Source organism: Mesorhizobium alhagi CCNWXJ12-2 (assembly GCF_000236565.1).
Classification (GTDB): Bacteria; Pseudomonadota; Alphaproteobacteria; order Rhizobiales; family Rhizobiaceae; genus Allomesorhizobium; species Allomesorhizobium alhagi.
The window spans coordinates 1-17,960 of the sequence record NZ_AHAM01000007.1; the positions used below are offsets into that span (position 1 = coordinate 1).

General features: G+C 64.5%; 20 protein-coding genes and 1 pseudogene. 14 read left to right on the plus strand and 7 right to left on the minus strand.

Features of this window, described 5'->3' with window-relative positions:
• From MAXJ12_RS00410 to lptC, 4 genes and pseudogenes are all read right to left on the minus strand, one after another.
• Positions 1-200 (minus strand): annotated as a pseudogene (locus tag MAXJ12_RS00410) (RNA polymerase factor sigma-54); the annotation flags it as partial.
• A 257-nt stretch (positions 201-457) separates the two neighbouring features.
• On the minus strand, positions 458-1,273 hold the full coding sequence (lptB, locus tag MAXJ12_RS00415) for an LPS export ABC transporter ATP-binding protein (RefSeq protein ID WP_008833746.1): 816 nt from the start codon (positions 1,271-1,273) through the stop codon (positions 458-460).
• Entirely contained in the window at positions 1,273-1,863 is a 591-nt protein-coding gene (locus tag MAXJ12_RS00420) for an LptA/OstA family protein (RefSeq protein ID WP_008833747.1), read from the minus strand. Before MAXJ12_RS00420 ends, lptB begins: the two co-directional genes overlap by 1 nt.
• Positions 1,850-2,566: an LPS export ABC transporter periplasmic protein LptC gene (gene lptC, locus MAXJ12_RS00425; RefSeq protein ID WP_008833748.1), complete on the minus strand. Its 717-nt coding sequence runs from the start codon at positions 2,564-2,566 to the stop codon at positions 1,850-1,852. Before lptC ends, MAXJ12_RS00420 begins: the two co-directional genes overlap by 14 nt.
• Positions 2,567-2,938: 372 nt before the next feature.
• Here lptC and sppA point away from each other — a divergent pair, with 372 nt between their 5' ends.
• The 9 genes from sppA to acuI all read left to right on the plus strand — a co-directional run bounded on the left by sppA (position 2,939) and on the right by acuI (position 9,838).
• Complete coding sequence (gene sppA, locus MAXJ12_RS00430) at positions 2,939-3,895, plus strand: signal peptide peptidase SppA (protein ID WP_008833749.1); 957 nt, start codon at positions 2,939-2,941, stop codon at positions 3,893-3,895.
• Positions 3,896-3,978: 83 nt separating this feature from the next.
• Complete coding sequence (locus MAXJ12_RS00435) at positions 3,979-4,263, plus strand: integration host factor subunit beta (RefSeq protein ID WP_008833750.1); 285 nt, start codon at positions 3,979-3,981, stop codon at positions 4,261-4,263.
• 50 nt (positions 4,264-4,313) lie between these two features.
• Positions 4,314-4,643 carry a lipopolysaccharide assembly protein LapA domain-containing protein gene (locus tag MAXJ12_RS00440; protein ID WP_008833751.1) on the plus strand — a complete coding sequence of 110 codons (330 nt, stop codon included), beginning with the start codon at positions 4,314-4,316 and terminating at the stop codon, positions 4,641-4,643.
• A 34-nt stretch (positions 4,644-4,677) separates the two neighbouring features.
• Positions 4,678-5,640, plus strand: coding sequence for a bifunctional Delta(1)-pyrroline-2-carboxylate/Delta(1)-piperideine-2-carboxylate reductase (gene lhpI / locus MAXJ12_RS00445; protein WP_008833752.1), 963 nt, complete (start codon positions 4,678-4,680; stop codon positions 5,638-5,640).
• Between the two features lie 145 nt (positions 5,641-5,785).
• A complete protein-coding gene (locus MAXJ12_RS00450) occupies positions 5,786-6,259 on the plus strand; it encodes a hypothetical protein (RefSeq protein WP_040584475.1) in 474 nt (157 codons plus the stop codon).
• Positions 6,260-6,324: 65 nt separating this feature from the next.
• Positions 6,325-7,368, plus strand: coding sequence for a class I SAM-dependent rRNA methyltransferase (locus MAXJ12_RS00455; protein ID WP_008833754.1), 1,044 nt, complete (start codon positions 6,325-6,327; stop codon positions 7,366-7,368).
• Positions 7,369-7,450: 82 nt separating this feature from the next.
• A complete protein-coding gene (locus MAXJ12_RS00460; RefSeq protein WP_008833755.1) occupies positions 7,451-8,305 on the plus strand; it encodes a TrmH family RNA methyltransferase in 855 nt (284 codons plus the stop codon).
• Positions 8,302-8,790, plus strand: coding sequence for a signal peptidase II (gene lspA / locus MAXJ12_RS00465; protein WP_008833756.1), 489 nt, complete (start codon positions 8,302-8,304; stop codon positions 8,788-8,790). Before MAXJ12_RS00460 ends, lspA begins: the two co-directional genes overlap by 4 nt.
• Before the next feature lie 58 nt (positions 8,791-8,848).
• On the plus strand, positions 8,849-9,838 hold the full coding sequence (gene acuI / locus MAXJ12_RS00470) for an acrylyl-CoA reductase (NADPH) (RefSeq protein ID WP_008833757.1): 990 nt from the start codon (positions 8,849-8,851) through the stop codon (positions 9,836-9,838).
• Positions 9,839-9,853: 15 nt separating this feature from the next.
• On the opposite strand, the gene nhaA is transcribed toward acuI, so the two are convergent.
• Positions 9,854-11,035 (minus strand): Na+/H+ antiporter NhaA, encoded by a 1,182-nt coding sequence (nhaA, locus tag MAXJ12_RS00475; protein ID WP_008833758.1) that lies wholly within the window; start codon positions 11,033-11,035, stop codon positions 9,854-9,856.
• A gap of 152 nt (positions 11,036-11,187) precedes the next feature.
• Between nhaA and MAXJ12_RS00480 the strand changes: the two genes are divergently transcribed.
• The 3 genes from MAXJ12_RS00480 to MAXJ12_RS00490 all read left to right on the plus strand — a co-directional run bounded on the left by MAXJ12_RS00480 (position 11,188) and on the right by MAXJ12_RS00490 (position 14,885).
• Complete coding sequence (locus tag MAXJ12_RS00480; RefSeq protein ID WP_008833759.1) at positions 11,188-13,476, plus strand: ATP-binding protein; 2,289 nt, start codon at positions 11,188-11,190, stop codon at positions 13,474-13,476.
• 175 nt (positions 13,477-13,651) lie between these two features.
• Complete coding sequence (gene olsB / locus MAXJ12_RS00485; protein WP_008833760.1) at positions 13,652-14,485, plus strand: l-ornithine N(alpha)-acyltransferase; 834 nt, start codon at positions 13,652-13,654, stop codon at positions 14,483-14,485.
• Entirely contained in the window at positions 14,454-14,885 is a 432-nt protein-coding gene (locus tag MAXJ12_RS00490) for an MmcQ/YjbR family DNA-binding protein (protein ID WP_008833761.1), read from the plus strand. Before olsB ends, MAXJ12_RS00490 begins: the two co-directional genes overlap by 32 nt.
• Here MAXJ12_RS00490 and MAXJ12_RS00495 read toward each other — a convergent pair.
• Positions 14,843-15,475, minus strand: coding sequence for a trimeric intracellular cation channel family protein (locus MAXJ12_RS00495; RefSeq protein ID WP_008833762.1), 633 nt, complete (start codon positions 15,473-15,475; stop codon positions 14,843-14,845). The two genes, MAXJ12_RS00490 and MAXJ12_RS00495, sit on opposite strands and share 43 nt — an antisense overlap.
• A gap of 184 nt (positions 15,476-15,659) precedes the next feature.
• Positions 15,660-16,295 carry a nucleotide exchange factor GrpE gene (gene grpE, locus MAXJ12_RS00500; RefSeq protein WP_040584477.1) on the minus strand — a complete coding sequence of 212 codons (636 nt, stop codon included), beginning with the start codon at positions 16,293-16,295 and terminating at the stop codon, positions 15,660-15,662.
• Between the two features lie 289 nt (positions 16,296-16,584).
• Between grpE and MAXJ12_RS00505 the strand changes: the two genes are divergently transcribed.
• Together MAXJ12_RS00505 and MAXJ12_RS00510 are read left to right on the plus strand one after the other, a co-directional pair.
• A complete protein-coding gene (locus tag MAXJ12_RS00505; protein ID WP_008833764.1) occupies positions 16,585-16,800 on the plus strand; it encodes a hypothetical protein in 216 nt (71 codons plus the stop codon).
• Positions 16,801-16,878: 78 nt separating this feature from the next.
• Positions 16,879-17,904 (plus strand): fatty acid desaturase, encoded by a 1,026-nt coding sequence (locus MAXJ12_RS00510; RefSeq protein ID WP_008833765.1) that lies wholly within the window; start codon positions 16,879-16,881, stop codon positions 17,902-17,904.
• Positions 17,905-17,960: the final 56 nt, after the last annotated feature.

A 17,960-nucleotide genomic window follows, 5' to 3' on the forward strand; every position in this document is an offset into this window, starting at 1 on the left:
TCGGTCTTTTGCAACTGATCGGAGGCCGCTTCGTCGTGCGTCTCGGCGCGCTCGATCAGCGGATTGCGCTCGATCTCCTCCTCGACGAAGCGCTCCAGTTCGGCATAGGTCATCTGCAGCAGCTTGATCGACTGCATCAGCTGCGGCGTCATCACCAGCGACTGCGATTGTCTTAGCTGCAATTTGGCCGAAAGAGCCATGCCGATGAACTTTACGCCCCGAACCCACCCGAGCCGGCGCTGCAAAGGAGCGTCGGCCAAGAACCAGGGCCTATCAACTGGCCCGGCTTTTGCTTGTCAAGCGAAACGCTAGCAAAAGCGGCTTACCGGAGCGTTACGCGGGGCAGAATCGGCGTTTGGGCAACGATTTTGGAGCGTTTTCAATCGCAACGCGCCGGTTTGCGCGCCCACAACCCGGTCGGCAATGCCCGCCATTTGCAGGCAGGCATCACCTGAATCTAGAGGGTAAAGCCTTCGCCGAGGTACAGACGGCGCACATCCGGGTCGGCGACGATGTCCGCGGCGGAGCCGTGCTTCAGTATCTCGCCGTCATGGATGATGTAGGCGCGGTCGATCAGGCCGAGCGTCTCGCGGACATTGTGGTCGGTGACCAGCACGCCGATGCCGCGCGTGGTCAAATGGCGCACCAGTTGCTGGATGTCTGCCACCGCGATCGGATCGATGCCGGCGAAAGGCTCGTCGAGCAGCATGTAGTTCGGCCGCGTCGCCAGCGCGCGGGCGATCTCGAGGCGGCGGCGCTCGCCGCCCGACAGCGCCATCGACGGCGATTTGCGCAGATGCGAGATATGGAATTCCTCGAGCAGCGCGTCGAGGCTGCGCTCGCGCTCCTTGCGGCTCTTCTCGACCACCTCAAGTACGGCGCGAATGTTGTTCTCAACCGTCAGCCCCCGGAAGATCGAGGCTTCCTGCGGCAGATAGCCGACGCCGAGACGGGCGCGGCGGTACATCGGCATCGAAGTCACGTCGAAACCGTCGATCTCGATCCTGCCCTGGTCGACCGGCACCAGTCCGGTGACCATGTAGAAGCAGGTGGTCTTGCCGGCGCCGTTGGGGCCGAGCAGCCCGACCGCTTCGCCTGCCCTGACGCCGAGCGAAACCCCGTTGACCACCTGCCGGCCCTTGTAGCTCTTGGTCAGGCCATGCGCGATCAGGGTGCCCTTGAACTTGTCGGCATCGGGACGCAGCGACGGGGCCGCAGGCTTCTGCTGCAGCCGGCCCGACATGCGCGAAATCAGGGATATGCTTTGCGGCATTACTGGTTCTGCGACCCGGACTGGTTCTGCGAACCCGGCGTGATCGACATCATGACCCGGCCCGTGCCGGAGCTGCCTTCCTTGCAGCCGTCGACCTGCGCTTCGCCGGTCTTCATCTGCACGGTCAGCTTGCAGCCGACCAGCACGTTGGGCCCTTCCGACAGCACCACTTCCTTGCCGGAGAGAACCAGGACTTCCGTCTTCATGTCGAACGTGCCGCGGTCGCCGGTCGCCACCTGGTTCTCCGACTTGACATAGACCTTGCCGTCGACCTCGAGCCTGTCGATATTGGCCGAGCCGGTTGCGGCCGAGCCGCCTTCCTTGGCGTAATAGACGGTCATCTTTCCCGATTTCAGCAGCGTGGGGCCCTGGGTGACGCTGACATTGCCGCTGAAAATCGCGATGCTCTCCGACTCGCGGACTTCGAGCTTGTCGCTCTCGATCTGGATCGGCTCGTCGCCGGACATCTTCAGTCCCGAAAGCCTGCTCGTCGTGGCGCTTTCCTGCGCCGAAACGACGCCGGGCGCGGACGCCAGCACCAGGAGACCGAGCGCCACTGCCGCCAGCGGCCGAAAATCAATTGACCACATCGGGGTCTCCATTTGCCTGTTGCGTCGCCTTCAGCCGCTGCGGATCGATGTCCATGCGGACGCGCTTTTCGAATACCAGAACCTTGCCGTTTTCGCCAATCGTCATGGTATCCGATGTGATCGTCGCGCCGTCCATCCTGATGTCGACGGGATCTTCGGTTTTCATGCCGCCGCCGCCAATGTCGATCGTCGCCGATTTGAGTTTCGCCGTCATGCCGTCGGCGGTGGTGACGGTGATTTCGCTGTCGATCGCGAGCGTGTTCTTGTCGCGGTCGTAGACGCCGCCTGCCGCGTCGATCGTCGCCCAGTTTTCGGCGTCGATGGGCAGCTTGGCGCTGATGCCTTCAAGCTGCACCACGCCTTCGTTCTGGAAATCCTGGATGGCGCGCAACGCGTTCATCGAATAGGGGCGGTTGTCCTTGGTGAAGCCGTCGAGCTTCGGATTGGCCATGACCAGCTTGCCGTCCGAAATCGCGGACCCGTCGGCTTTGACCGCAACCGAAGCAGGCGTCATGACATAGGAATACCCCAGAAAGCCGAGCGCCATCGCCGCCGCAAGCAGAGGCAGCGCGCTCTTCAGCACGCGGACCGTGCGCGAATGCCTCTGCGCGAGCGCGAACGCCTCGCGCGACGCCCTGTGCGCCTCGGCGGCCGGGACGCCCTTGCCATCCTGGCTGGTGGTCGTCTGTACGGATCCCGCCAAATCAATACCTTCTTGTTTCCGGCTCCATGCCGGGCGTTGCCGTCATTTGCAAGATCCCGACATGGGCGCGCCGGATCAAGCTTTTGAAAATCGCGAAATTATGGCTGCGCCGCTTCGCCGCCACCCGGCCTGGACGGCGCAAGCCCCGTCTGCCGAAAAAATTGTCGTAATCCTGTCCAAGCCGCCGCGAAAACCGGCAGCCGCCCGATGTCTGCGACTTACACTCCAATATGGTTATATTTGGGTGAATTGTCAGCCCTTTCCGCACTGCAATGAACCCGCGAGAACACGCCGCAGGCGAAAAGCGGTGGCTCTCGCCAAATCCTTGCTCTAAAAACGAACGCCTGCGCCAAAATAATGCGAGACCAAGCCATGGCCTACAGAGCCGACGACCTGATCGACCGACGCCGCTTGCGACGCAAGCTGACCTTCTGGCGCATTGCTGCGCTCGTCATCGCCGCGCTCGCAATCGCCGCCGCCTCCGCCTGGATCTATGGTGACGAGTTCGGCGGCACGGCAGTCGACCATGTCGCCAAGATCGAGATCGAAGGCACCATCACCGAGGACCAGGATCTCCTGGAACTTCTCGACAATGTGCGGAAATCCTCGACCGTCAAGGGCGTCATCCTGTCGATCGATTCGCCCGGCGGCACGACCGCCGGGGGCGAAGCGATCTTCGACGCCGTGCGCCGGCTGGCCGCCGAGAAGCCGGTCGTGGCCCAGGTCGGCACGCTCGCGGCCTCCGCGGGCTACATGATCGCCAGTGCATCCGACCACATCGTCGCGCGCCAGTCGTCGATCGTCGGCTCGATAGGCGTTCTCGTGCAGTTTCCGGACCTTACCGGACTGATGGAGAAGGTCGGCATCGGGCTCGAGGAGATAAAGTCGTCGCCGCTGAAGGCCGAGCCGTCGCCCTTCAACCCGACGACCGAGGAAGAGCGCGCCATGCTCCGCGCCATGATCCTCGACAGCTACGACTGGTTCGTGGGCCTCGTCGCTGAGCGCCGCCCGCTGTCGCGCGCCGAAGTGCTGACGCTGGCCGACGGCTCCGTCTTCACCGGACGCCAGGCGCTCGAAAAGAAACTGGTCGACAGCCTGGGCGGCGAGCGCGAAGCCGCCAACTGGCTCACCACCAAGGGCGTAAGTGCGGATTTGAGGGTTATCGAATGGGAGCCGGAGGAAGAAGGATCGGTGCTGTTCCTGGGCAGTTCGCTGGCCGAGATGGCCGGCCGGGCGCTCGGCCTGCCCGGCCATGGCGGCGAATTCATCCGCGAGATCGGCGCCGACCGGTTGTTCCTTGACGGTCTGGTGTCGGTCTGGCACCCTTGAAAGTTGCCAAGTGAAGCGAAAAGACGAATAAAATCATATTCGTATGCTGTTTGACCAGAAAAGCCATGGCGAGGGACGCGCTCATGATCAAATCCGAACTCGTGCAGATCATTGCCGCACGCAATCCGCACCTTTTCCAGCGGGATGTCGAAAACATCGTCAGCGCCATATTCGATGAGATCACCGACGCGCTCGCGGAGGGAAACCGCGTCGAACTGCGCGGTTTCGGCGCGTTTTCCGTGAAGAACCGCCCGGCCCGCACTGGCCGCAACCCGCGCACCGGCGATTCGGTCGAGGTCGAGGAGAAGTGGGTTCCCTTCTTCAAGACCGGCAAGGAACTGCGCGAGCGCCTGAACGCACAAAAATAATCATCCGGGCCGGCGGCATCGGCTGCAATCCGGCTCTTCTGGAAAAACACATGCTCAACCGTATCCTGCTCGTCGCCGTCGTGGTCCCGATCGCGATCATCCTGATCGCGCTCGCGGTCGCCAACCGCGCGCCGGCTGCCTTCACGCTCGACCCGTTCAACCCCGGAAATCCGGCGCTGACGGTGCAACTGCCGTTGTTTTTCCTTCTGTTTGCCGCGCTTGCGCTCGGCATGATCATCGGCAGCGTCGCGACGTGGTTCCGGCAGGGACGCTACCGCAAGCTGGCGCGCCAGCGTGCCCGCGAGGCCGAACTGCTGCGCGAGGCGGGCCCCCGCCCCGCCGACCCCAACGCGCCGTCATTGCCGACGCCGAGCCATTGAACCTTCCTTGGCACAACCGAGACAGGGGCAGAAAATGCTGACAATTTCGGCCGCCGAGGTCGACAGGGCGCTGACCTTTCCGGGGCTGGTGGAGACGCTGCGCACCGCTTTCCGCGAGGGTGCTGTGCAGCCGGTGCGCCATCACCACACGATCGAGCGCCCCACGGGTGCCGCCTCGACACTGCTCCTGATGCCGGCGTGGACCGATTTCAACGCGGCCCGTGGCGCCGGCGGCCATATCGGCGTCAAGATCGTCACGGTCTCGCCCGACAACAACGCCATCCAGAAGCCGGCCGTGATGGGGCTATACCTGCTGCTCGACGGGATTACCGGCGAACCGCAGGCGCTGATCGACGGCCAAAGGTTGACGCAGTGGCGTACTGCCTGCGCTTCGGCGCTCGCCGCCAGCTACCTCGCCCGCGAGGACGCCTCGAAGCTGTTGGTTATCGGGGCCGGCGCATTGTCGCCCTTCCTGGCCAAGGCGCATTCCGCGATTCGCCCTATCCGCCAGATAAGAATCTGGAACCGCACGAAGGCCAATGCCGAGAAAGTCGCTGCCGAGCTTCGTTCGGAAGGTTTTCAGGCCGAGGCAGCCGGCGATCTCGACGCCGCGCTCGGCGAAGCCGACATCGTCTCCTCCGCCACCATTTCGACCACGCCGCTCATCAAGGGCGCCATGCTGAAGCCCGGCGCGCATGTCGACCTAGTCGGCGGCTTCACGCCGATGATGCGCGAAAGCGACGACGAGGCGATCCGCCGCGCCCACGTCTATGTCGACACTCGCGCCGGAGCGACCAAGGAGGCCGGCGACATCGTCCAGCCGCTGGCGTCGGGAGTTCTGTCGAAGGACGCGATCGTTGCCGACCTGCACGAACTGGCGCGCGGCGAGAAAAAAGGCCGAGGGACTGCGGACGAGATCACCCTGTTCAAGTCGGTCGGCGCGGCGCTGGAGGATCTCGCGGCGGGGATTGCGGTGTACCGGGCTGTCAAAGGCTGAGACGGCGGTGGCGAACGCGGCGCTCCCCTCCCCTTGAGTGGCGGGTGGCGTCGCGGCCAACGCACAACCTGCCCGGTCGCCACGTCCCCGGGTGCCGGAACCCGCTCCCATTCCACCGCGTTGGACGATCGTCGTGACCATGCGGATGCCCCTCATCATCTGGTCGGTGCTGACCGCCACGATCGCCGCGCTCAGCCTCGGCCCCTCCTTCGCCCACGTGCTGGAATCGCTTCCCCGGCTGACGCAGTGGTCGCCGGAACTGTGGCGCGAGGCCACGGTATTCAACGCGCAATTCTGGCTGTTTGCCGCTGTCGGCGCACCGCTCGACCTGTCTGCGATCGCCCTTCCAGCCATCCTCGCCTTCATGCTGCGCCGCGACCGGCCGGCATTCTACTTCGCCGTCGCGGCGGCGCTCCTCTCCGCCGCGCTTGCGGCATGGTTCCTGCTGGTCGCGCCGGCGAATTCCGAGCTCGCGACATGGGTTCCCGGGCCGATCCCCAAGAACTTCGACGCTATCCGGCTACGCTGGGAAACCGGGCATATGGCGGTCGCGGCGATCAAGCTCGTCGGTTTCATCATGGTTGCGCTCACGCTCGTTTCCATCAGCCGCAAAGATTAGCCTTTGTTGCGCCGCCGCATGGGCTGTGCCAAAAGCGGCGCGATGCCGCCGGGAGACGCCTCTTCTTGAAACCTTCGCGTGACAAACGCCGCGAGAGACGCCCGGAGCGCGAGCGGCCGAAGCCCGCCATCGCGGTTCGCACCGCGCCGCGCCCACCTAAAGCCGAGGAACCGGCCGCCGGGCAGCGTGTGCTCCGCCGCCGCGAAGGCGCGTTGCCGGCCGAAAGGCTGCCGGTCATCCTCGAGGTCGCGCCCAATGCCGATTACGCGCTGATCGACAGCGGCGGCGGCGAGAAGCTCGAGCAGTACGGCTCGTACCGTATCGTCCGGCCCGAAGGCCAGGCGATCTGGCAAAAGGCGCTGCCAGCCCGCGAATGGCAGCAGGCGGACGCGATCTTCACCGGCGATACCGACGAGGAAGGCATGGGCCGCTGGCGCTTTCCCAAAACGCCGCTCGGCGAGACGTGGCCGATGCGGCACGATGGGATCGACTATCTCGGCCGCTTCACCTCGTTCCGCCATGTCGGCGTCTTCCCCGAGCAGGCCTCGCACTGGGACCACATGGCCGGGCTGATCCGCGACGCGAAGCGGCCTGTAAAGGTGCTCAATCTGTTCGGTTATACCGGTCTGGCTTCGCTGGTCGCCGCCCGCGCCGGCGCGGAAGTGACACATGTCGACGCCTCGAAAAAGGCGATCGGCTGGGCCCGCGAAAACCAGCAGATGGCGAGGCTTTCCGACAAGCCGATCCGCTGGATCGTCGATGACGCCATGAAATTCGCCGAGCGCGAGGAGCGCCGCGGCAATGGCTACGACATCATATTGTTCGATCCGCCGGCCTATGGGCGCGGGCCGAAGGGCGAGGTCTGGCAGCTTTTCGAGGATCTGCCCGCGCTGACCGACATCTGCCGCGCGATCCTGACGCCGAAGCCGCTGGCGGTGGTGCTGACCGCCTATTCGATCCGCGCCTCGTTCTTTTCGATCCACGCGCTGATGCGCGACACGTTTGCGGGCATGGGCGGAACGGTCGAATCCGGCGAGCTCGTCATCCGCGAAAAGGCCGCCGGCCGGGCGCTCTCGACCTCTCTGTTCTCGCGTTGGATCGCCGCATGATCCCGAACCAAAGGTCCGCGACAGCGAAAAGTGGAAGCCGGTTTTCGGACAAGATCATGCGGCCACTAAAGAGAATAGCCGCATGAGTGAGCATCGCCACGGCGCGCCGGGCCAGGTCAAGGAAGTCACCAGCCTCGCCAACCCGCTGATCAAGGACATCAAGGCGCTGGCGCTTAAAAAATTCCGCGACCAGCAGCATGCCTTCATGGCGGAAGGGCTGAAGCTGGTGATCGACGCGCTCGATCTCGGCTGGTCGATAAGGACGCTGGTCTTCGCCAAGGCCGGGCGCGGCAACACTGCCATCGAGAAGGTCGCGGCTCGCACGGTGGCCGCCGGGGGCACGGTGCTGGAAGTTTCCGAAAAAGTGCTGACTGCAATCACCCGCCGCGACAATCCGCAGATGGTGGTCGGCGTCTTCGCGCAGCGGCTCATTCCGCTGAAGGAAATCCAGCCGAAAGACGGCGACGTCTGGGTGGCGCTCGACCGGGTGCGAGATCCGGGCAATCTGGGCACGGTTATACGCACCGTCGACGCCGTGGGCGCGAGGGGCGTCATCCTGGTCGGCGAGACCACCGATCCGTTCGCAGTGGAGACGGTGCGGGCGACGATGGGCTCGATTTTCGCCGTGCCGGTGGCGCGCGCCACCACGGAGGCGTTTCTCGCCTGGCGCAAGGGCTTTTCCGGCCTCGTCGCCGGCACACATCTGAAGGGCGCAGTCGACTACCGCTCGGTGGATTATTCGGGCCGCCCGGTCGTTCTTTTGATGGGCAACGAGCAGCAGGGGCTGCCGGACGAACTCGCCCATGCGTGCGACAAGCTTTTGCGCATTCCGCAGGCCGGACGCGCCGATTCGCTCAATCTGGCAGTCGCCACAGGCGTCATGCTGTTCGAGATAAGGCGCGGCGCACTGACGCTCGGCGCGGAGGATGCCCGGTGAATTACAGATCGCTTGCAGCCTATGGCGGCCTCATCGTTGCGGCCATCGCCCTCGACCAATGGATAAAGCGGCTGGTCGAAACCGGGCTTGTCCTGCACGAGAAGGTCGACGTGGCGCCCTTCCTGGCGCTCTACCGAACCTACAATACCGGCGTCGCCTTCTCCATGTTCGAGTGGGTCGGCGACAAAGGTTTGATCATTCTGTCGCTAGCCGTCATCGCCTTCGTGCTGTTCCTGGCCAAGCGGACGGATCCCAACCAGATCATGGCGCGCGTCGGCTTTTGCCTGATCATCGGCGGTGCGATCGGCAATCTCATCGACCGCGCCCTATATGGCCATGTCATCGACTACATCTTGTTCCATACGCCGGTCTGGTCGTTCCCCGTGTTCAACCTCGCCGACGCCTTCATCTCGGTTGGTGCGTTCATCGTGGTGCTTGACGAGTTCCTCAACTGGCGCGGCGAGGCGGAGCCTTCGGACGATTGATTTTGCCGAAGCGCGACCCCAAAATCGCTACCGATTGAAACCAACGAGCGAGGAAGAAATGCCCGAAACCTTCAAAGCCATCCTCGTTTCGCGCGATGAAAACAAGAAGCAGTCGGTCGCGGTTACGGAGATTTCCGAGGCCGACCTGATGGAAGGCGACGTGACGGTCTCGGTCGAAGCGACGACGGTCAACTACAAGGACGGGCTGGCGATCACCGGCAAGGCGCCGGTTATCCGGCGCTTTCCGCTGGTGCCGGGCATCGACTTCGCCGGCACGGTCCTGGCGTCATCCCACCCCGAATGGAAAAAGGGCGACAAGGTTATCCTCAATGGCTGGGGCGTCGGCGAGACCCATCACGGCGCCTATGCCGAGCGCGCCCGGGTCAAGGGCGAGTGGCTGGTGCCGCTGCCTGAAGGCATGAGCCCGCGCGACGCCATGGCGGTCGGCACCGCCGGCTATACCGCCATGCTCTGCGTCATGGCGCTGGAGCGCCACGGCATCTCGCCCGATCGCGGCCCGGTGGTGGTGACCGGGGCCGCCGGCGGCGTCGGCTCGGTGGCGATCTCAATTCTTTCCAGGCTCGGCTATCATATCGTCGCCTCCACCGGCCGGACCGAAGAGGAAAGCTATTTGCGCGATCTGGGCGCGGCTGAAATCATTTCGCGCGACGAACTTTCAGGTCCGGCCAAGCCGCTTGCCAAGGAGCGCTGGGCCGGCGGCGTCGATGCGGTCGGCAGCCACACACTCGCCAACGTGCTGTCGATGACCAGTTATGGCGGCGCGGTCGCCGCCTGCGGCCTGGCGCAGGGCATGGACCTGCCCGCCAGCGTCGCCCCTTTCATCCTGCGGGGCGTATCGCTGCTCGGCATCGATTCCGTGATGGCGCCGAAAAAACTCCGGCTGGAAGCCTGGCGGCGCATCGCCACCGAACTCGACCACGCCAAGCTCGCGGCGCTGTCGACGACGATCGGCTTCGACGGCATCATCGACGCCGCCCACCGGATCATGGACGGAACCGTCAGGGGCCGCGTCGTCGTCGAGATGTGACCCGCGGTAGATCGGTCAGGGCTGCTCGGGAAAATCGGCCTTGGTCAGGCGCAGGATCAGCCAGCCGACCAGACCGGCGGCTGTCGAGCCCAGAAGGACGCCGAACTTGGTTTCGTTCTGGAGTTGCTCCGAATAAGGGAAGGCGAGCAACCCGATGAACAGGCTCATGGTGAAGCCGATGCCGCAAAGCACGGACACGCCATAGAGATGCGGCCAGGAGGCGTAGCGAGGCATATCGGCAAGCTTCAGCCGGATGGCCAGCCAGGCAAAGCCGAAGACGCCGACCTGCTTGCCGGCGAAAAGGCCGAGCGCGATGCCGAGCGGCACCGGCTCCGCCAGCTTGGCGAAGCTGAGGCCCGCGAAGGACACGCCTGCATTGGCGAAGCCGAAGACCGGAATGATCAGAAAAGCGACCCACGGCTGGAGTACATGCTCGAGTCGGTGCAGCGGCGATTCCGGGTGGTCGCCGGCCGAGATTTTCAGCGGGATGAAGAGCGCCAGCGCGACCCCCGCAAGCGTCGCATGGATGCCCGACTTCAGCACGAAGAACCAGAGCGCAGCGCCCACGATCAGATAGGGCGCAAGATGCTTCACGCCTGTCCTGTTGAGCGCCGCCAGGACCAGCAGCATCGCGGTCGAAAGACCGAGCATCAGCGGCGACAGGTCGGCAGTGTAGAAGACCGCGATGATCAGCACCGCGCCGAGATCGTCCAGGATCGCAAGCGCCGTCAGGAATATTTTAAGCGAGATGGGCACGCGCGGACCAAGCAGCGACAGCACGCCGAGGGCAAACGCAATGTCGGTCGCGGACGGTATTGCCCAGCCGCGCAGCCGCTCCGGGTCGCCCAAGTTCAATGCGACGAAGATCGCGGCGGGCACGACCATGCCGCCGAGCGCCGCAATGCCGGGCAGGACGCGGCGCGTCCAGGTCGCGAGTTGCCCGTCCAGGAATTCGCGCTTGATCTCAAGCCCGACCAGCAGGAAGAACACCGCCATCAGCGCATCGTTGATCCAATGCAGCACTGAAAGGCCAAATACATAGCGGTGCAGGACGTCGAAATAGAGCGGCGCCAGTGGCGAATTGGCGATGACCAGCGCCAGAGCGGCGACGAACATCAACGTCAGGCCGCCCGAGGCCTCGCTATCGAGGAAGGACCGGAGAATCGATGGGACGCGGCGCGGGTTTTCTGTCTGCATGGCCCCACATTTCACAAATTCAGCCCTGTCTCAACTGGAAGTATGCGGAAAGGTACCCGCCGCGGCAAATTGCCGGTCAATCGCGTTATACCGCTAAAATTCGAACGATCGATCCAAAGCTTCCCTAAGCACTATCTGCGTATGAATGACGCATGATCGCGGGATTGGACGAAGACAGGCGGGTACGGGAGGCGGACCGCGCTTTCGGCGGAAGGCCGGCAGCGTCAGCGCGCAGCCTTATACCCGCGCCGCCGCTCGCGCCCGAGCTTCCGCCGAAGCGTTTTCGCGCGCTCGCCTATGTCACGCTCGTTGCCGTCGTGATGCTTGCGGGCCTGGCCAGGCTGACCGGCGCGCCGATCTTCATCAGCGTGTGCCTGCTCGCCACCGCCGCTGCCGGACTGTTCGTGCTGCTGCGCAGCTACCGCGCCGAGAAGGAAGCTGCCTCGATAATCGACGAGCGGGTTGCGCAGAGCCGCGCCGAGATCGAAACGCTCGCCGACCAGATGTGGGAGTTGCAGGAAAGCGAAGAGCGCTTCCACGGATTGATCGACGCGCTCGGCGATCTCGTCGTGCACCGCGACCGCGACGGCCGCGTCGTCTACGCCAACAAGGTGTTCGCCGAGCTCATCGGCATGGAGACGCGCGATCTCTACGGCCAGACCCTGTCGGAGCTTGGTGTCGAAGTAGGCGTCGTGCCCGACGCGGCGTTCTCCGACGGCGAATGCCTGAGTTCCACCGATGTCGCAATCCAGGCGCCGGGCGGGACACGCTGGTTTTCCTGGATCGAGCTCTCGGTGCGCGACAAGGCCAGCAAGAGTGTCTCGCACCGGGCGATCGCTCGCGACATCACCGCGCGCAAGCGCGCCGAGACGGCACTAATCAACGCCCGCGAGCGCGCCGAGCATGCGAGCCAGGCCAAATCGCGCTTCCTGGCGACGGTCAGCCACGAAATCCGCACGCCGATGAACGGCATCATGGGCATGGCCAAGCTTCTGGCCGACACCAGGCTTTCACCCGAGCAACGCACCTATGTCGGCGCGGTTTCGACCTCGGCCAGTGCGCTTCTGGCCCTGATCGAGGATCTGCTCGACTATTCCAAGATCGAGGCGGGTCGGTTCGAACCGGAACCGCAACCCATGTCGCCGCGCGAACTCACGGAAAACGTGGTAGAATTGCTGGCGTCGCGCGCCTTCGCCAGGAATATCGGCCTGGGATGCCACGTCGCGCCCGAAGTGCCGCACATGATCACCGCCGATCCAGGCCGCGTCCGCCAGGTGCTGCTCAACCTCATTGGCAATGCGATAAAGTTCACCGATGCCGGCGGCGTGCTGGTGACCGTTACCCGTTCCGGCGCCGGGCGTTCCGGCATGATCCGCTTTTCCGTCGCCGACACCGGTCCCGGGCTGCGCCAGACCGACATGGAGCGGATATTCGAGGAATTCGAGCAGGCCGACGGCACCTCGACCCGTGCCCATGGCGGCGCCGGCCTCGGCCTCGCCATCTCCAGACGGATCGTCAAGTCGATGGGCGGTTCGATTTCCGTCACAAGCGAATTCGGCGCCGGCTCCGAGTTCTCCTTCGAGATTCCCGCCGCCGCGGCCACGGAAGCCCAGCAGGCGCGCGGTACCGTGCTTGCCGGGCACCATGCCGTCATCCTTTCGAAAAACACTGTCGAGGCCGAAGCGATCGCCTGCACCATCCGCGCCTATGGCGGCTCGGCCGAGATCGCAGCGACCGTGGAGCAGGCGACCGCCTTTGCCGGCCATTGCGATGCGCTGCTCGTCGATGCGGCGCTCGAAGCCGGCGACGGCCGCATCCTCAAGCGCCTGCGCCAGGTAGGGTTCACGGCGGGCGAGGCGATCACACTGATCGCGCCGACCGACCGCGGCATGCTCGGCGAATTCCGGGCGAGCGGCTACGCGACTTTCCTGGCGCGACCGGTGCGTGGTGAAACGCTGCTGCGTGTTCTGCTTGCAGGGGCGGCAGTTCCGGCGACGCAGGGCCAAGCCCCGGCCAAAGCCGCATCGGCGCCGGCGCGGCACACCAAACCGCTGGGATTGTCCATCCTGATCGCCGAAGACAACGACATCAACGCGATGCTGGCGCGCGCCACCTTGCAGAAGGCCGGCCATAGGGTGGAGATCGTCGGCAACGGCAAGGCGGCTGTCGAGGCGGTGACGGGCGCCGGGCCGAAACACCGCTACGATGTCGTGCTGATGGATTTACACATGCCGGTCATGGATGGGCTCGATGCGATCGCCGTCATAAGGCGGCACGAAGAAGAAATGGGCATTGTCCCGGTGCCGATCATGGTGTTGTCGGCAGACAACCAGGAAAAGACCCGCCATGCGGTTCTGGCCCACGGCGCCAGCGGCTTCGTCACCAAGCCCCTCGACCCGGAAGCGCTGGTCGAAGCGGTCGAGGAACAGGCGGCCGCGTAGATCGACCGGTCATTCGAGTCTGTTAGCCGGCTGTTGCCGCTATTTCGCCGGTGCTCTAGAGTCACAATCCTGTTGCACTGTCCCGTTAGTTCCGCGGCATGAGGATGCTCGAGGAGAATCACCCGTGCAAACAGCGTTGCCCGTGATGGATTGTCTCCCAAGTGCGAATGGCGGCATGGCCGCTTCGCGCAGCCTGGAGACGGATTTTGCGACCGCGGTTCTCGGCCGGATCGGCACGCTGCAGGTTCGGCTGGCGCGCAGCGAGGCCGAGATCGCCGCGGCGCAGGAGGTTCGCTACCGGGTCTTCTACGACGAGCTCGGCGCCAGGCGCAGCAGTCTGCCGTCCGGGAGGCGTGACGCCGATCGCTTCGACGCGGCCTGCGACCATCTCCTGGTCTTCGACACGGCGCTTGCCGGCCCCGAACACCGCCGCATAGTCGGCACCTACCGGCTCCTGCGTCAGGAAAAGGCGTTCGCAGCCGGCGGCTTCTATTCGGACGGGGAATTCGAATTCGGGAAGCTCATCGCGCGCCATCCCGGCCAACGGTTCCTGGAGCTCGGCCGATCCTGCGTGCTGCCGGAGTATCGCTCGAAACGGACGATAGAACTGCTCTGGCAGGGCATCTGGGCCTATATCAGCCACTACCGGATCGGCGTGATGGCGGGGTGCGCTTCGTTCCACGGCACCGTGCCGGCCGCCCATGCCGAGGCGCTGTCCTATCTGGCGCATTACTGCCGCACCAGCGCCGAGTTCGACGTGCGGGCGGTCGCGGAGCGGTATCGCAGCATGGATTTGATGCCAACTGAGGCGATCAATGTCAGGTCGGCGGCCATGGCCTTGCCGCCGCTGATCAAGGGCTATCTGCGCGTCGGCGCGAAAGTGGGCGACGGCTGCGTCGTCGACCACGAATTCGATACGGTCGACGTATTCGTGGTCATGCCGGTCCGGGAGATCGGCCAGCGCTACATCAGCTACTATGGCGGGGAGACGCATCGTTTCGCGGCATAATCCGCAATTTGCCGAGGGCGAGCTTGCCCCCGCTTTCGCGAAGCTGGTCCAGGCTGCCGGTCAACTGCCCGAAATTGCGCAAAGCACCTGGTTCAACACTCCCTCACTGAAGGTGCGCGGCAAATCGCTCTGCCGAGTCAAGGACCCGGATACTGTGGTGCTGATGTGCCCGTTGGAGGAGAAGGATCTGCTGATTGCCGCGGCGCCGGACATCTATTTCGAGACCGACCACTACAAGGGCTGGCCGGCGATCCTCGTGCGCATCGATGCCATCTCTACCGCCGAACTTGCGCTCCGGCTCGAGCGCGCCTTCGCCATGCAGGCGCCGAGGGCGTTGCTTAGGGCCTGGCGAAATAGTCAGGGGATATCCTCCGGGTTCCTACCCGGCCGGCTGCGATAGGCCGGGAACGACCAGCCGAATTTCAGCGCCCCACCGCGCACCATGAAGGCCGCCGCGAAGGCGATCAGGGCAGAGGCGACGGTCGGAAACCCGGCGAGATCGGCGCAGGTGAAGGCCGCAGCGCCCGTCACTGCCGCGGTGACGTAGATTTCCGGGCGCAGCAGGACCGAAGGCTCGCCCGACAGAAGGTCGCGCAATATGCCGCCGAAGGTTGCCGTCAGCATGCCCATGACGATCGCAACGGTCGGCGAGCCGGTGACCGCCAGCCCCTTGGCCGCGCCCATTACCGAATAGGCCGACAGCCCGACCGCGTCGAGCCAGAGCAGCAGCCTGTAGCGCGATTCGATGAGATGCGCGGTGAAGAAGACGATGACCGCGACCGCGGCGCAGACCAGCACATAGGCGTGGTGGTCGACCCAATACACAGGCACGTCGAGAATAATGTCGCGGAGCGTGCCGCCGCCGATCCCGGTTACGCTGGCCAGGAACAGGAAGCCGACAATGTCGAGCTGCTTGCGCGACGCAGCGAGCGCGCCGGTGGCGGCGAAGACGGCAACGCCGGCATAGTCGAGAAGCAGGATGGGGTTCATGAAGCCGAGTAGGGGAGTAGGGGAGTAGGGGAGTAGGGGAGTAGGGGAGTAGGGGAGTAGGGGAGTAGCTTATCCGGCATTCAGACAGCGCAATAGCTGAAACTGAGTTCCCCGGCGGTTTCTGTTCAGCCCGGACGAACCAACCTATTCCCCTATTCCCCTATTCCCCTATTCCCCTATTCCCTCACGCGTCCTTCTCGGCCTGTTCGTTGACCGGCCCCGGCTCAGGCGGCGCATCGTTTGCGGTATGCTTGGGCCCGCCCTTGGCGACACCGACCATGGCCGGGCGCAGGACGCGCTCGCCGATCGAATAGCCGGGCTGAACCACCTGCACGACCGTATTGGCCGGAACGTCGGGATTGTTTACCTCGAACATCGACTGATGGAAGTTCGGGTCGAATTTCTCGCCTTCAGGCTGCAGTTTCTTGACGCCGTGGCGCTCCAGCGCGGCGAGCATGGCGCGTTCGGTCATTTCGACGCCTTCGATCAGCGCGGTGAAGCCGGCGTCGCCCGCCGCCTTCGCCTCGGCCGGAATGGCGTCGAGAGCACGGCGGAGATTATCGGAGACCGACAGCATGTCGCGCGCGAAATTGGCGGCCGAATAGGCGCGTGCGTCCTGCAGCTCGCGCGCGGTGCGGCGGCGCAGATTTTCCATGTCGGCCGCGGCCCGCAAAGCGCGATCCTTAAGCTCCTCGTTTTCCTTCAGGAGCCGCACGAGTGCTTCGTAGTCGCCGTTGACGCCGTTCTCATTGCTCTCCGGCGTCGCATCGGCCGTCTCATTCTCGTCAGGCGCGCGTTCGTCTTTTATCTGGTCGCTCATCGCCATATCCCGTCGTTCGGCAAAGGTTGGAAGTTGCGCCCGATATCGAGCTTCGGGTTCCAAAAATCAAGGGGCAAGGACTTCCACGGCCCCTCACCGTGAGCCGCCCGGCATTCGTTCCTGCCTGTCCGGAATAGCTCGCGCGCAACGCAGCCGAGCGTACCTGCCCATGCCGTTCGATATTAATTAAAACTTTACCGTACCTCCCGGTTACGCTTGCGGCGGGGCGGAAATGCAGGAACCATTGCTTTGCGCAGGGAGTTTTAACCGCGAACGGACTGGCCCTGAAATGATGACCCGCGACACACAGCATCCCGTGAAAAGCCTATCGCCCGAAGTTCGGCGCCAGATGGGCAGCGAACCGATGCGCAGGTTCGTGCGGTCGTTGCCGCCCTTCGCGGTGAAGCCGGATGTGCCGACGCATTTGCGCGATCTGCTCGATGAACTCGACCGAGCCGAGAAGAAAGCGAGCAAGCGCCGCCGCAAGACCAACGGCGGTTCCTGACGATTCGCCGCAGTCCGTCCCCACAATTCATGCGCATCCCGCCTTGCACCGGCCTCAAAGGCACGCTTAAGGTCCGGGATGAACATGATGCCCCCAAAAATCACCGCCGGCGCGGGCGATCGCGCCTGGCTCAAGATCCTCGCACGCTACCGCAAGCCTGACCGGCTGCGCAGCACATTCGAACTGGCCGTCACGGTCATCCCCTTCGCGGCGCTCTGGGCGCTGTCATGGGCGGCGGTCGCTTACGGTCAATGGTGGGGGTTGATCCTCACCATCCCGGCCGCCGGTTTCCTGGTCCGGCTCTTCATGATCCAGCACGATTGCGGCCACGGCTCGTTCTTCGCCCACCGCCACACCGACGACTGGACCGGCCGCGCCATCGGCGTGCTGACGCTTACGCCTTACGACTACTGGCGCCGAGCGCACGCGGCCCACCATGCTTCGGCCGGAAATCTCGACGAACGCGGCGTCGGCGACATCACCACCCTGACCGTCGCGGAATACCAGGCGCTGTCGAGCTGGGGCAAATTCCGCTACCGCCTCTACCGCCATCCCGGCGTGATGTTCGGCATCGGCCCGGCCTGGCTGTTCCTGATCCAGCAGCGGCTTCCCTTCGGCATGATGCGGTCGGGCCTGATGCCCTGGGTGTCGACCATGGCGACCAACCTGGCGATCGCGACGATTGCCGTTGTGCTGATCTGGCTGGTCGGCCTCGTGCCGTTCCTGCTCGTCCACCTGCCTATCGTCGTCATGGCCGGCGCCGTCGGCGTTTGGCTGTTCTACGTCCAGCACCAGTTCGAGGACACGCATTGGGCGGAAGGCGATCAGTGGGAGTTCCAGCAGGCCGCGCTTCATGGCTCCTCGCATTACGATTTGCCGGGCGTGCTGAGGTGGCTTACCGGCAATATCGGCATCCACCACGTGCATCATCTGTCCAGCAAGGTGCCGCACTACCGGCTCCCGGAAGTGCTGAGGGACTATCCGGAACTGCGCGATGTCGGGCGCATAACGATCCCCGACAGCCTGCGCTGCGTCAAGCTCGTGCTGTGGGACGAAGGCCGGCGCAAGCTGGTGTCGTTCCGCGAGGCGCGGGCGGTGGCGTGATGGCGGCGGACAAACTGTGCTGACGGTCTGACGCCCGAGGGCGTCGGATACGTCTG

Excerpts from the sequence above, each read along its gene's own strand:
- MAXJ12_RS00420 (WP_008833747.1), bottom strand. The coding sequence starts at position 1,863 with ATGTGGTCAATTGATTTTCGGCCGCTGGCGGCAGTGGCGCTCGGTCTC.
- MAXJ12_RS00435 (WP_008833750.1), top strand. The coding sequence starts at position 3,979 with ATGATCAAATCCGAACTCGTGCAGATCATTGCCGCACGCAATCCGCAC.
- MAXJ12_RS00495 (WP_008833762.1), bottom strand. The coding sequence starts at position 15,475 with ATGAACCCCATCCTGCTTCTCGACTATGCCGGCGTTGCCGTCTTCGCC.
- grpE (WP_040584477.1), bottom strand. The coding sequence starts at position 16,295 with ATGAGCGACCAGATAAAAGACGAACGCGCGCCTGACGAGAATGAGACG.
- acuI (WP_008833757.1), top strand. The coding sequence starts at position 8,849 with ATGCCCGAAACCTTCAAAGCCATCCTCGTTTCGCGCGATGAAAACAAG.
- olsB (WP_008833760.1), top strand. The coding sequence starts at position 13,652 with ATGGCCGCTTCGCGCAGCCTGGAGACGGATTTTGCGACCGCGGTTCTC.
- lptB (WP_008833746.1), bottom strand. The coding sequence starts at position 1,273 with ATGCCGCAAAGCATATCCCTGATTTCGCGCATGTCGGGCCGGCTGCAG.
- sppA (WP_008833749.1), top strand. The coding sequence starts at position 2,939 with ATGGCCTACAGAGCCGACGACCTGATCGACCGACGCCGCTTGCGACGC.
- MAXJ12_RS00450 (WP_040584475.1), top strand. The coding sequence starts at position 5,786 with ATGCCCCTCATCATCTGGTCGGTGCTGACCGCCACGATCGCCGCGCTC.
- MAXJ12_RS00480 (WP_008833759.1), top strand. The coding sequence starts at position 11,188 with ATGATCGCGGGATTGGACGAAGACAGGCGGGTACGGGAGGCGGACCGC.
- lhpI (WP_008833752.1), top strand. The coding sequence starts at position 4,678 with ATGCTGACAATTTCGGCCGCCGAGGTCGACAGGGCGCTGACCTTTCCG.
- MAXJ12_RS00490 (WP_008833761.1), top strand. The coding sequence starts at position 14,454 with ATGGCGGGGAGACGCATCGTTTCGCGGCATAATCCGCAATTTGCCGAG.
- MAXJ12_RS00505 (WP_008833764.1), top strand. The coding sequence starts at position 16,585 with ATGATGACCCGCGACACACAGCATCCCGTGAAAAGCCTATCGCCCGAA.
- nhaA (WP_008833758.1), bottom strand. The coding sequence starts at position 11,035 with ATGCAGACAGAAAACCCGCGCCGCGTCCCATCGATTCTCCGGTCCTTC.
- MAXJ12_RS00510 (WP_008833765.1), top strand. The coding sequence starts at position 16,879 with ATGAACATGATGCCCCCAAAAATCACCGCCGGCGCGGGCGATCGCGCC.
- MAXJ12_RS00440 (WP_008833751.1), top strand. The coding sequence starts at position 4,314 with ATGCTCAACCGTATCCTGCTCGTCGCCGTCGTGGTCCCGATCGCGATC.
- MAXJ12_RS00460 (WP_008833755.1), top strand. The coding sequence starts at position 7,451 with ATGAGTGAGCATCGCCACGGCGCGCCGGGCCAGGTCAAGGAAGTCACC.